The following is a 13,076-nucleotide window of genomic DNA, read 5'->3' on the forward strand; positions in this document are numbered from 1 at the left end:
AACTATTGGCAACAATTTTTCGGCGGCATCAGAACGGTATATCAGATCGATTTAAAAAGAAAAATTTGGATGAAAAAGAAAAAGGTCTGATTTCTGCTGAAACTCAGACCTTTTCTCTCATACGGAGCAAATTTGTAATTACCGGTTCATCTCACTGACAGGTCCTGTGGAATGATGCTCATGGATGATCCGGTCGATTTCCTTGAAGTCAGAGGACGGGAGGTCGCCCGGAACGGTGTTCTTGACGCTGGATGTGGCGTTTCCGAACTGCATGGCCTTTTCCGGATCTCCATATTTTAAGAGACCGAAGAGAACACCGGCGACATAGGCATCACCGGAACCGATGCGGTCGATCACATCGATATCGTTGTACGGCGTTTCCGTGTAAAATTTATCGGATCGGGCATCGTAGACGATGGAGGTGAAGTTGTGTTTTCTTGGGCTGATGACCGTGCGCTGGGTGGTGGCAACGATCTTTACGCCGTAATCAGTGGCATAGCTCTTCATGATATCCTTCAGGTCACCGGTCTTCTTGAACATGCGGCGGCTTGTCTCCTCAGATACGAAGAGGACATCGACTAACGGAAGGATCTCCTCGATGGTTTTTCTCGCTTCCTCTTCACCCCATAAGTTCGCACGGTAGTTTACGTCGAAGGAGATCGTAGCTCCGGCAGATTTGAACCTTCGGATCAGCTCCACAGCGACATTCTGCATGTTCTGGCAGAGAGCCAGGGAGATTCCGCTTGTGTGGAACATTCTCGCGGAGTGGTAGATGTCCTCCGGGATCTCGCTCATCTTGATCCTTGTGACGGAAGCCTGGTGGCGGTCATACACGATCGTAGGCTTTCTCGGAGCGGCGCCCATCTCGTAGTAGTAGAGACCGAGTCTTGCGTCCGGCGTATCATCGTAGACCAGATAGTCATCGGATACTCCGACAAAACGGATCCTGTTCTTGATAAAAGTTCCGAGCTCATTCTGCGGAAGCTTGGAAACGATACCGGTACGAAGTCCCAAAAGGGCAACGCCGGAAGCAACGTTGAGTTCTGCTCCGCCGGCACGTTTTTCAAAAATATCGCCATCGACGATGCGGGCATGGCGCGGCGGGGAGAGACGCAGCATAATCTCGCCAAATGTGATCAGATCGAAAGAATTCTTATCCATATCATTTCCTCCGGGTTCTATATGTTTTGTGAAATTTTTAGCATACTATATTCACAGTATAATCCCAGAAACGGAATTCGTCAAAGGATTTTCAGTGTTTTTTGCCTATAATTTTCAAGAAAACTGAAAGAACCGACCGGAATGCAGATGCAGGAATCAATTTGATGGAAACATGAGAAAAACATGTGAAATTTCCCCTTTAATTCTTCGGAAAAGTGTGATAGTATTAAATATTATATATAACAGTTCGATATCTGGTCCTGCTGGAAAATGGCAGGAGTTAAAATAATAGAAGAAAGATGTACGGGCATGTTATTGAAAAAACGAAATGGAGGAATTGATATGGCTGAGAATATGACACCGGCTGAGGAAACAAAAGAAGTAGTTTCCAAAAACTTTATCGAGCAGGAAATCGATAAAGATCTTGCGGAAGGAGTATATGACCATGTCCAGACCCGGTTTCCACCGGAGCCAAACGGCTACCTTCATATCGGACATGCAAAATCGATCATCTTGAACTCCGGTCTCGCAAAAGAGTACGGCGGAAAGTTCAATCTTCGTTTTGATGATACGAACCCGACGAAGGAGAAGACGGAGTTCGTGCACTCCATCACGGAGGATGTAAAGTGGCTCGGAGCTGACTTTGAGGACAGACTGTTCTTTGCTTCCGACTACTTCGATACGATGTACGAGTGCGCTGTAAAGTTAATTAAAAAGGGAAAAGCTTTCGTCTGTGATCTCTCTGCTGATCAGATCAAGGAATACCGTGGTGACTTCACAACACCTGGTAAGAACAGCCCGTACCGTGACCGTTCTGTCGAGGAAAACCTCCAGTTATTTGAGAACATGAAGAACGGCATGTATAAGGACGGAGAGAAGGTTCTCCGCGCAAAGATCGATATGGCATCGCCGAATATCAACATGCGTGATCCGGTCATCTACCGTGTCGCTCACATGACACACCACAATACCGGTGACAAGTGGTGCATCTATCCGATGTACGACTTCGCTCATCCGATCGAGGACGCGGTTGAGCACATCACACACTCTATCTGTACTCTTGAGTTCGAGGATCACAGACCGCTCTACGACTGGGTCGTAAGAGAGTGCGAGTTCGAGAACCCGCCGCGCCAGATCGAGTTTGCGAAGATGTACCTGACAAACGTGGTAACGGGTAAGCGTTATATTAAGAAGCTCGTTGAGGATGGAATCGTAGACGGCTGGGATGACCCGCGTCTTGTAACGATCGCAGCCCTCAGAAGAAGAGGATACACACCGGAAGCTCTGAGAATGTTCGTAGAACTCGTGGGCGTTTCCAAGGCAAACAGCTCCGTAGACTACGCGATGCTGGAGTACTGTATCCGTGAGGATCTGAAGTTAAAACGTCCGAGAATGATGGCTGTCCTTGATCCGGTAAAGCTGATCATTGACAACTATCCGGAAGGACAGACAGAGATGCTGAGCATCCCGAATAACCTTGAGAATCCGGAGATGGGCGAGCGTGAGGTTCCGTTCTCCAGAGAACTCTATATCGAGCGTGAGGACTTCATGGAGAATCCGCCGAAGAAGTATTTCCGCCTTTTCCCGGGCAACGAAGTACGTCTCATGGGCGCATATTTCGTGACATGCACAGGCTTTGAGAAGGACGAGAACGGAAATGTGACAGAGATCCACTGCACATACGATCCGGAGACAAAGAGTGGTTCCGGCTTTACCGGCAGAAAGGTAAAAGGAACGATCCACTGGGTATCCGCTCCGACAGCCGGAAAGGTAGAGTGCCGTCTCTACGAGAATATCGTCGATGAGGAGAAGGGCAAGCTGAACGCTGACGGAACCCTGAACTTAAATCCGAACTCCAAGACAATCACAACTGCCTATGTAGAGCCAAAACTCATGGAAGCAAAGGCATATGACAGCTTCCAGTTCATGAGAAACGGTTACTACTGCGTAGACTGCAAGGACAGCAAGGAAGGACAGCCGGTATATAACCGTATCGTTTCCTTAAAGAGCTCCTTCAAGCTTCCGAAATAAAGATTTATGGAATTGATCGTACCGTTAAACGTACAGGGGGGGAGACCCTTGTACGAACAGATCTATCAGTATATCAAAGATGAGATCCGAAAGGGCAATATCAGGCCGGAGAAGCAGCTCCCTTCATCCAGGGAGCTTGCGAAGAGCCTGAAGGTCAGCCGGAGCACAACGCAGCTCGCCTACGAGCAGCTGGTGTCCGAGGGCTACCTTGAGGCGGTTCCGAGAAAAGGCTATTTTGCGGCGTCACTGGACGGAATCTTTCCGCCGGTGGCGCAGTCTGTTGCTGCCCGGCCGGATCAGAAAAAAGAGCTGTCTTTGGGCATGGAAAAGGAAAGTGTCCGGGGGCAGCTTTTTCGTGAAAAATTTGAAGTCGATTTTTCTCCCAGAGGCATCGATCTGGAAGGATTTCCCTATGCGACCTGGAGAAAGATCAGCCGCTCGGTTTTAAAAGAAGAGGACCGGGAGCTGTTTTTGAAGGGAGAGCCCCAGGGAGATCTGATCCTCAGGGAGGCGATCCGGGAGTATCTCCATGCAGCCCGCGGCGTAAACTGCGATGTTTCCCAGATCATCATTGGCGCGGGAAACGAATATCTTCTGATGTTGCTTTCCCAGATCATCGGAAGGGACGCGGTGATCGCCATGGAGAATCCCACCTACCGCCAGGCATACCGGGTGCTATCCGGTGTGGGACATAAGGTACTGCCGGTGGGGATCGATAAGAATGGATTCTGCGTGAAGGAACTTGAGGGGCAGGATGTACAGGCAGCCTATGTGATGCCGTCCCACCAGTTCCCGACAGGAACCGTAATGCCGGTGAGAAGAAGACAGGAGCTCCTTTTCTGGGCGGGAGAGCAGCCCGGAAGATACCTGATCGAGGATGACTATGACAGTGAATTCCGTTACAAGGGAAAACCGATCCCGGCACTTCAGGGGATGGACCAGAACGGATGTGTCATTTACATGGGAACATTCTCGAAGGCCATTGCTCCGGCAATCCGTGTGGGATATATGGTGCTGCCGGAGGCGCTGCTGTCGGTATACCTGGCGAAAGGAAGATTTTATTCCTCCACCGTGTCCAGGGTCGACCAGAGGATCCTGGCGAAATTTATTTCCGGCGGATATTTTGAGCGCCATCTGAACAGGATGCGCGAGATCTATAAGGGAAAACATGACGTGCTTTTAGGGGAATTAAAGCCGCTGGAAAAGCGGTTTGAGATCACAGGAGAATTCGCGGGACTTCATGTGCTCTTAAAAGACAGGAAGAAGGAGCCGGAACAGCAGCTTTTAGAAAAAGCAGCAGAAAAAAAGGTCCGCGTCTACGGACTTTCCGGGTTCTATATGGAGAGAGCGCAGGCGAAGGAGATGAGTACGATCGTTCTCGGATATGCAGGACTCACGGAGGAGGAAATCCGAAAAGGAGTAGACCTTTTACGGAAAGCTCTTGAGTAAAGAATAAGCGGATTGGATAGAAGAAAGCTGGTATGCAAAGACGCGCGCCAGCTTTTTTCGGACTTAAGTCAAGATTAGGTTTTACAGACAGCTGCACTGGGGGAGAGATTGGGACAGGGCATATGCTTGTGACCAGGCGTGCATGGGAACAAAGCGCAAAAAAACGGGATACGCATCCGAAAATGCGTATCCCAAGGATTGATTCCGTTTACTGGAACACATCATGCTTCTCATATCCGAGATCGGCGGAGAGGGATGATGCGTAGAACTGTACGAGATCTTTCTGGGTGTCAAGAAACTCCGGAGTATCGACCCGGATCTCCGGGGCGATGATTCCAATGGAACCGGCGAGTTCACCGTCGGAGTTGAAGACCGGTGCCCCGATTCCAAGGGCGTCGGTGACATACTCTCCGTGAGTGATGGCGTAGCCATCCTGGCGGATCTTTTTTAATTCCTCGCGCAGGTCATCCGGGCGGACATGAGGGAAAGCCTGATCGTGGAGAATAATGTTTTTGAAGTATTCGTCGATGAAGGCCGGTGTCTGCCATGCGAGGAGGACCTTACGGATCGCGCCGCAGTGCATATACATCTCATAGCCGAACTCTTCAACAACTTTTAAGTGGCTCGGACCATCTACCTTTTCAATCACAAGTCCCTTATTTCCCACTGGAATTACGAGGTATGCGTCTTCTTTTGTCTGTTTTGCCAGCTGTGCCAGGATACCGTGGGCGGCATCCTGGAGACGGATCCCTCTTGCAGCGGCTTTTCCCAGAGGAATCAGCGCCGGGCCAAGACGGTAGGTGTGGGATCTGTCGTCGCGGATTACATATTTCTTCTCACAGAACGTCTGCAGAATCCGGTGAACCGTGCTCGGGGGCAGATCCATCGCCTCTGCTAGTTCCGCGATTGAGAAATTGCGGTTTTTTTCTTTCAGGACTTCCAATAGCTCCATGGAGCGGAGAAGACTTTGTATCATTCGGTTTTTCCTTCCTCCGTATCGTCCTCAACTACAACGGAGGATGTTTTTTCTTCCGGTACGTTTTCCTCTTTTACAGAGTCTTTTTCGTCTGTGGGTTCCGGACATGCCGTCTCTTCGGAATCTTTAGTCTCTTCTTTTTTTACGGAATCATCCGCAGCGTTTGTGTCTTTTCCGGAATTGATCGTAATATAAGTTCTCTCTGGAGCAGGTTCCGTCTTTTCTTCTGTTTCCTCAGAAGGGGTCTCCTCTTCCTCGTATTCATGAAAATCCTGGTCCAGCTCATCGTTGAAGGATTTTAATTTCAGATAGTAGGAGATACCGGCCGCAACTGCGCCGCCGAGCATCGCGCCAAATGCGATAAGAAGGCCTGATTTCTTTTTTGACATGGTTTATTCTCCTTTCCGCTGCATTACGCGGTTCCGAAAATCTGAGGATTCCGCCTGCAGCCGCCAGTCTGCTATTTATAATCATAATCGAATTCCAGGGAAAATGAAAGACATAATTATGAAAAAAGTTAAAAAAATGTATAAATTATTCAAGTAAATTGCCGGATTTCACCAGAAAACGGGAACTAGACAGCACAGCGGCATGCAGACCCGCAGAGAGGTTCACAAATTTTTCATAAAATAATTAGCACTCGTGACTTGACAGTGCTAACAACATGTGCTATAACATGACTTGTGACGAGGGGTCAGGGAAAAGACCTGAGTCAGACTGAAGAAGATAAAAATGAAAAAGAATTGTGACTGAAATCACAGGATAGTCGCAAGAGCTTGTAAAATGACAAGGAGGAGTCAGTAATGAAATTAGTACCATTATTTGACAGAGTTGTTTTAAAACAGTTAGTTGCAGAAGAGACCACAAAATCCGGTATCGTTCTTCCGGGTCAGGCAAAGGAAAAACCGCAGCAGGCAGAAGTGATCGCTGTTGGTCCTGGCGGAGTTGTTGACGGCAAAGAGATCAAGATGCAGGTAAAACCGGGCGATAAGGTAATCTACTCCAAGTACTCCGGAACAGAAGTAAAGGTAGAGGAAGAGGATTATATCATCGTTAAGCAGAATGATATCCTTGCAGTGATCGAATAATCGGAGAATTATATCCGGGACCGCGTGTGCGAAGCGCTCAGGGCGGTCCGAAATTCAGAATTCAGAACGAAGTAACCGGAAAATGGTTACAGGAAATCTTGATTGGAGGAATTTTAACATGGCTAAGGAAATTAAATATGGCGTTGAAGCCAGAAAAGCTCTTGAAGCTGGTGTAAATAAACTTGCTGATACTGTCCGCGTAACGATCGGACCGAAAGGAAGAAACGTTGTTCTCGATAAATCCTTCGGCGCTCCGCTGATCACAAACGATGGTGTTACCATCGCGAAAGAGATCGAGTTAGAAGACCCGTTTGAGAACATGGGCGCACAGCTCTTAAAAGAGGTTGCCACAAAGACAAACGACGTTGCCGGTGATGGTACAACAACAGCTACCGTTCTTGCACAGGCAATGGTAAACGAAGGTATGAAGAACCTGGCTGCAGGCGCTAACCCGATCGTATTAAGAAAGGGTATGAAGAAAGCCACAGACGAGGCTGTCAAGGCAATCGCAGAGATGAGCGAGCCGATCAGCAGTAAAGACCAGATCGCAAGAGTTGCAGCAATCTCTGCAGCAAGCGATGAGGTCGGTGAGATGGTTGCAGACGCGATGGAGAAGGTTACAAACGACGGCGTTATCACCATCGAAGAGTCCAAGACAATGAAGACAGAGCTTGACCTTGTAGAAGGTATGCAGTTCGACCGTGGATACATTTCCGCATATATGTGCACAGATATGGAGAAGATGGAGGCAACTCTTGACGATCCGTATATCCTGATCACAGACAAGAAGATCGCTAACATCAACGATATCCTTCCGCTCCTTGAGCAGATCGTAAAGACAGGCGCAAAGCTTCTTATCATCGCTGAGGATATCGAGGGTGAGGCTCTCACAACTCTTATCGTCAACAAGTTAAGAGGTACATTCAGCGTTGTAGGTGTTAAGGCACCGGGCTACGGCGATAGAAGAAAAGAGATGTTAAAGGATATCGCGATCTTAACAGGCGGTACCGTGATCTCCGATGAACTTGGTCTTGACCTCAAGGATGCTACAATGGAGCAGCTTGGCCGTGCAAAATCCGTTAAGGTTCAGAAAGAGAACACCATCATCGTTGACGGTCTCGGCGACAAGAAAGAGATCGCTGACAGAGTTGCCCAGATCAAGGGTCAGATCGAAGAGACAAAGTCCGACTTCGACAGAGAGAAACTTCAGGAGAGACTTGCAAAACTCGCTGGCGGTGTTGCAGTGATCCGCGTAGGTGCTGCTACTGAAACAGAGATGAAGGAAGCAAAACTCCGTATGGAAGATGCTCTTGCAGCTACGAAGGCAGCTGTTGAGGAAGGTATCATCGCAGGCGGCGGATCTGCTTATGTTCACGCAGCAGAGAAGGTTGCAGCTGTTGTAAATGAGATGGAAGGCGACGAGAAGACAGGCGGAAAGATTATCTTAAAGGCTCTTGAAGCTCCGTTATTCCATATCGTATCCAACGCAGGCCTTGAGGGCGCTGTGATCGTTAACAAAGTTAAAGAGCTCCCGGTTGGCCAGGGCTTCGATGCTTACAATGAGATTTTCGTTGATATGATCAAAGCTGGTATCCTTGATCCGGCTAAGGTTACAAGAAGTGCATTACAGAACGCAACAAGCGTTGCTTCCACACTTCTTACAACAGAGTCTGTTGTTGCAAACATCAAAGAAGAGACTCCGGCAATGCCGGCAGGTGCAGGCGGAATGGGCGGAATGATGTAATCCATCTCCGAAACTGCAAAATTTCAGGAAAATTAATAAAGCCATCGGCGGTTCTGTGAGCCGTCGGTGGCCTTTTTCATGTAACAGGAAATTTATGGGGATTCCCTGTCACATAAAAAGGTACGAACAATTCAGGGCATTTTTGAGAGCCTGCTGTTCTGGTATTCCCCAGACCAGGTTACATCCCGGTTGAACCAGGAGAGAGGCGGGAATGCTCTGGCATCCTCCTCGCTGGAAAACTCGATCTCCGCAAGCATGAGACCGGCGAATTTCCCCTCGAAGACGTCGAATTCCACAGTGAGATCCTCACGGCCCGGGACCGGGATCAGGTAGCGCTTTTTTGTGAGGATATTTCCATCTGCTTTTGTGAGAAGATGGGCGTAGGCTTCTTTTGTCAGCGGGAGATTATATTCCTCTCTGGCGAGAAGTCCTTTGGATTTGTAGGTGAGGTAACAGGTATCGTCCTCCTTACGTACCCGGACTACCGGCTCTGTGCAGAGGTAGGCCTGTTCGATCTCATGACATGGGAAAAGCTCGTAGTTTTCAGGAGGGGACGTGACAAGAAATTTGCGTTCGATTTCCATAATTATTTCCTTTCTGGATCCTGTATATGGGGGATTTTCTGAACGGAAAATTCCGCACAATACAGAGGTGATAGTGGATTTTGCCGATTTGGAATGCGAAGCATCGGCAAAAACGGCTGCTGCCGGTGCAAGGCGGGAACAGTGACATATTGTAATAAATCATACCATATTGCAAGGAAAAAGTAAGGTCTTTTATTCACAAATATGGTACAATCATTGTAAGAAAAGTTGCTGTTTGTGAATGAAAAATCCTCGAACAGCAGCAGGGAAAGAAAAATATCTGGAAACTGCTCATACTTTGATGATAAAAACAGAAGGAGGAACATCGTATGTGGACAAGGGCAGAATTAAAAAACAGAGCGAAAATGTGTCTGAGCCGTTATTACTGGGCGGCGTTTCTTGTGAGCCTGATCTTTGCGATCCTCAGTGGATTTGGCGGATCGAACGCGAATACCCAGAGGATTACAAGTTATCTGGAGCAGAATGAATCAGGAAACGGTCAGACTGATCAGAGCAGTCTCATCCTTGGCGAGCTGGGAGGAGATGGAAGCCTTAGCGGAAATACTGGGAGTGGTCTTGCCAGCGGGATCGAGCTTGTCCCGGGACTTGGTGATGCCTACGGACCGGGAGCCGGAAATGCCGGATCTATGGTTGCGAGCAACCTGTTTTACCGGCTTTTTGCGGGGGCTGTGGTCGTTATTGTGATCATTTCCGTCGTGATCGGAATTTTTGTACAGCCATTGTTTGAGATCGGACGAAACAGATTTTATATGGAGAGCCGCGTGACGGGACAGTCGGCGGGCATTGGAAAACTCTTCTGGGGATTTTCCAACGGATATTTAAAGCTTTTGGGGACCCAGTTCCTTCGCTCTTTGATCACAGAGGGCATCGTGTTCCTGTGCATGGCACCGGGATTACTGACACTTGCATTTAACAGGTTCCTGATTGACTGGATGGGAAGCGCTGTTCTGATGGCATGTGGCGCCGTGGTGGGAACCTGTTTTTCCATCTACTTCCAGTACTGTTATCTGATGGTGCCGTATATTCTTGCCGAAAATCCGGATATGAAGGCGAGAGAGGCTTTAAGACTCTCAAAAGAGATGATGGACGGACAGAAGTGGAACGCGTTCGTTCTCGGCCTTTCCTTCATAGGATGGCAGCTTCTCGGAACGTTGCTCTGCGGTATCGGTACCTTTTTTGTTCAGCCGTATGTTGACGCGACCTTCGCGGAACTCTACGCAGTTCTCCGCGGACCGTATTCCGGGCGTCTGAATGGATTCGGCGGGGAACCGTTTGTACAGAATAACGCCCGCTACGGCGGTCAGTACGTGGAGCCGGATAGTGTGAGAGATGTCGGTGAAAGAGGAAATTACAGTGGTTATGGTTCCTATGGAAATGGAGATCCGAATGGCGGATACGGCGCGTATGGAAACGGAAATATGAATGGAGGTTACGGACAGAATAACGGAAACGGGTATTCTTATGGACAGAACCAGAACAGCGCTCCGGACAGCTGGAGTGATGTGCCGAAGGAGACATATAAGTACAACGGACCGGAGCAGACCATCAATCCGTCTGTTTCAGGGCAGGCCGCTGCAAATGACCGCGGAACGGATGTGAAAAAATCGGAAGGTGGACCGGGACGCGGATATTATCTGAATGGAAAATTTTATTCGTATACGGATGATGAGAAAAGCGAGCAGTAACCTCTGGAAAACTTCCGGAGGCAGATTGGCAAAGAAAGGTGAGAAGTTTTAAATGGCAAAAGTATACGCGTTTGTGGCAGACGGCATGGAAGAGGTAGAGTGCCTGGCTGTGTGTGATTGCTTGAGAAGAGCAAAGGTGGATGTGAAGCTTGTATCCATCATGGGAAGAAAGATGGTGACAGGTTCCCATGGATTTAAGATCGAGGCGGACAGCCTGTTCGAGGAAATCACGGACGATGCTGACGTATTGTTCCTTCCGGGCGGACTTGCCGGAACGAACAATCTGAAGGCGCATGAGGGACTTGCAGAGATGTTAAAAGCCCATGCGGCAGCAGGAAAACGCCTGGCTGCGATCTGCGCGGCACCGAGTATCTTAGGGGAGCTTGGCCTCGTGAAAGGCCACCGCGCCACATGCTATCCGGGCTTTGAGACGAAGATGGAGGGCGCGGACTGCAGAGGTGACGGCATCATCACAGACCGCCTGATCAGCACCGGGCGCGGTATGGGCTGGGCAATCGACCTTGGTTTAGAGCTTATCAAACTCCTGGTCAGCGAAGAAGAGGCTGAAAGGATCAAGGCAGCGATCCAATACATAAAATAGCCGTATGTTTGTGTAAATACAGGTATTCATCAGAAAGTTTTGGAATGCCCGGTGCACCAGGGCATTCCTTTTTGGCGCGGCAGGCCGCTGAAAGAATGTCAGGAACAGCAGATACGGCAGTCTGCGCCTGGAAAAAATTAAGGAAAACCGTAAAACCCCTGTGTTTTTCTGGAATTTTTACAATTTAGGTCTGGTCTTTTCAAACGTCTTATGTTATAATTCCAAGCGGTGCTATGTGCGCGTGACGGAGAAGTGATGCCTGCGGGCGGATTTTTCGCTGAGCGGCGGTCATAATGCCGGAAAACGTGTAACGCCAAAAAGCGGCAGTTACGAGATTATACGGGCGGGAAATTTCTATTCCCCGCTATCGATATATTTAAGGAGGAACTCATAAAATGAGCGTACAGGTGGAGAATTTAGAGAAGAATACGGCAAAACTTACAATCGAAGTGCCGGCAGAAAAGTTTGAGGAGGCTGTACAGCACTCCTATAATAAGAATAAGGGTAAATTCAATATCCCGGGCTTCAGAAAAGGAAAAGCTCCGTTCAACATGATCAAGAAAATGTACGGTGTTGGCGTATTCTACGAGGATGCTGTTGATGAAGTGATCGACGCAAGCTATCCGGACGCTGCAAAAGAGAGCGGTCTTGATATCGTCTCCCGTCCGTCTATTTCCATTGAGGAGATCGAGGAAGGCAAAGCTTTCGTTTACACAGCAGTTGTAGCTGTTAAGCCGGAAGTTACTCTTGGCGAGTACAAGGGCGTAGAAGTCCAGAAGACAAAATCTGAGGTTACAGAGGAAGATATCGAGACAGAGATCAAGCGCGCAAGAGAGAAAAACTCCCGCCTCATCACTGTTGAGGACAGAGGTATCGAGGATGGAGATCAGGTAACGATCGATTTCGACGGTTCCGTAGACGGAAAGAGATTTGAGGGCGGAAAGGCTGAGGATTATCCGCTTACGATCGGTTCCCACACATTTATCGATAACTTCGAGGAGCAGTTAATCGGTAAGACAACTGGCGAAGAGTGCGAAGTAAACGTAACATTCCCGGCTGAGTACCATGTAGAAGAGTTAAAGAACAAACCGGCTGTATTCAAAGTAAAAGTAAAAGAGATCCAGAGAAAAGAGCTTCCGGAAGCTAACGATGATTTCGCAAGCGAGGTATCTGATTTCGATACAATGGAAGAGTACAAGAAAGACCTTACAGAGAAGTTACAGGCTGAGAAGATTGAAGCAGCTAAGACAGCAGACGAGGACAAGGTCGTTGCTAAGGTGATTGAGAACGCAACAATGGAGATTCCGGATCAGATGGTTGAGGAGCAGGTAAACGGCATGGTGAACGACTATGCGCGCAGACTTGAGAGCCAGGGAATTTCCTTCAAGCAGTACGTTGAGATCACAGGCATGACAGCTGAGAAGATCGGCGAGCAGATGAAGCCGCAGGCGATCAAGAGAATCCAGACAAGACTCGTTCTTGAGGCAGTTGTAAAGGCTGAGAACATCCAGGCTGACGACGCAGCGGTTGAAGAGCAGTTCGACAAGATGGCTGAGGACTTCAAGATGGATAAAGAACAGATCAAGGGTATGTTCGGCGAAGAGCAGATGGCACAGTTAAAGGAAGATCTTGCAGTTCAGAAAGCAATCGACTTCCTTGTAGCTGAGGCTAAGTTCGTTGACTAAGTAAAGCAACATACTTTATGACTAATCTGCACGGAAAACATGGTGGGGAAT

At 48.5% G+C, this 13,076-nt stretch carries 11 protein-coding genes; 7 read left to right on the forward strand and 4 right to left on the reverse strand.

The genetic code is table 11. From position 1 onward, the window contains the following. Window positions 1-138: 138 nt before the first annotated feature. Window positions 139-1,161, reverse strand: a complete 1,023-nt coding sequence (locus ABCW45_RS12830; RefSeq protein ID WP_343220979.1) for a sugar kinase — start codon at window positions 1,159-1,161, stop codon at window positions 139-141. A 342-nt stretch (window positions 1,162-1,503) separates the two neighbouring features. Here ABCW45_RS12830 and ABCW45_RS12835 point away from each other — a divergent pair, with 342 nt between their 5' ends. After that, complete coding sequence (locus tag ABCW45_RS12835) at window positions 1,504-3,192, forward strand: glutamine--tRNA ligase/YqeY domain fusion protein (RefSeq protein WP_021906026.1); 1,689 nt, start codon at window positions 1,504-1,506, stop codon at window positions 3,190-3,192. Between the two features lie 48 nt (window positions 3,193-3,240). Beyond that, window positions 3,241-4,641 (forward strand): MocR-like pyridoxine biosynthesis transcription factor PdxR, encoded by a 1,401-nt coding sequence (gene pdxR / locus ABCW45_RS12840; protein ID WP_343220980.1) that lies wholly within the window; start codon window positions 3,241-3,243, stop codon window positions 4,639-4,641. A 208-nt stretch (window positions 4,642-4,849) separates the two neighbouring features. On the opposite strand, the gene ABCW45_RS12845 is transcribed toward pdxR, so the two are convergent. Further along, the gene (locus ABCW45_RS12845) at window positions 4,850-5,617 is read right to left on the reverse strand and encodes an IclR family transcriptional regulator (RefSeq protein WP_015554838.1); all 768 of its coding nucleotides are present in this window, start codon (window positions 5,615-5,617) and stop codon (window positions 4,850-4,852) included. Next, window positions 5,614-6,006: a hypothetical protein gene (locus ABCW45_RS12850; RefSeq protein ID WP_015554837.1), complete on the reverse strand. Its 393-nt coding sequence runs from the start codon at window positions 6,004-6,006 to the stop codon at window positions 5,614-5,616. The genes ABCW45_RS12845 and ABCW45_RS12850 overlap by 4 nt, the downstream gene beginning before the upstream one ends. Before the next feature lie 414 nt (window positions 6,007-6,420). Between ABCW45_RS12850 and ABCW45_RS12855 the strand changes: the two genes are divergently transcribed. Then, entirely contained in the window at window positions 6,421-6,705 is a 285-nt protein-coding gene (locus ABCW45_RS12855; protein WP_015554836.1) for a co-chaperone GroES, read from the forward strand. A 118-nt stretch (window positions 6,706-6,823) separates the two neighbouring features. After that, window positions 6,824-8,449, forward strand: coding sequence for a chaperonin GroEL (groL, locus tag ABCW45_RS12860; RefSeq protein WP_015554835.1), 1,626 nt, complete (start codon window positions 6,824-6,826; stop codon window positions 8,447-8,449). Between the two features lie 131 nt (window positions 8,450-8,580). Here the strand turns inward: groL and ABCW45_RS12865 are convergent, their stop codons facing one another. Beyond that, window positions 8,581-9,033 carry a CYTH domain-containing protein gene (locus ABCW45_RS12865; protein ID WP_343220981.1) on the reverse strand — a complete coding sequence of 151 codons (453 nt, stop codon included), beginning with the start codon at window positions 9,031-9,033 and terminating at the stop codon, window positions 8,581-8,583. Window positions 9,034-9,362: 329 nt separating this feature from the next. Here ABCW45_RS12865 and ABCW45_RS12870 point away from each other — a divergent pair, with 329 nt between their 5' ends. The 3 genes from ABCW45_RS12870 to tig all read left to right on the forward strand — a co-directional run bounded on the left by ABCW45_RS12870 (window position 9,363) and on the right by tig (window position 13,025). Continuing rightward, window positions 9,363-10,739: a DUF975 family protein gene (locus tag ABCW45_RS12870; RefSeq protein WP_343220982.1), complete on the forward strand. Its 1,377-nt coding sequence runs from the start codon at window positions 9,363-9,365 to the stop codon at window positions 10,737-10,739. 52 nt (window positions 10,740-10,791) lie between these two features. Then, the gene (locus ABCW45_RS12875; protein WP_117513183.1) at window positions 10,792-11,340 is read left to right on the forward strand and encodes a DJ-1 family glyoxalase III; all 549 of its coding nucleotides are present in this window, start codon (window positions 10,792-10,794) and stop codon (window positions 11,338-11,340) included. A 395-nt stretch (window positions 11,341-11,735) separates the two neighbouring features. After that, window positions 11,736-13,025 (forward strand): trigger factor, encoded by a 1,290-nt coding sequence (gene tig, locus ABCW45_RS12880; RefSeq protein ID WP_343220983.1) that lies wholly within the window; start codon window positions 11,736-11,738, stop codon window positions 13,023-13,025. Window positions 13,026-13,076: the final 51 nt, after the last annotated feature.

This window comes from Pilosibacter fragilis (genome assembly GCF_032490495.1).
Taxonomy (GTDB): domain Bacteria; phylum Bacillota; class Clostridia; order Lachnospirales; family Lachnospiraceae; genus Pilosibacter; species Pilosibacter fragilis.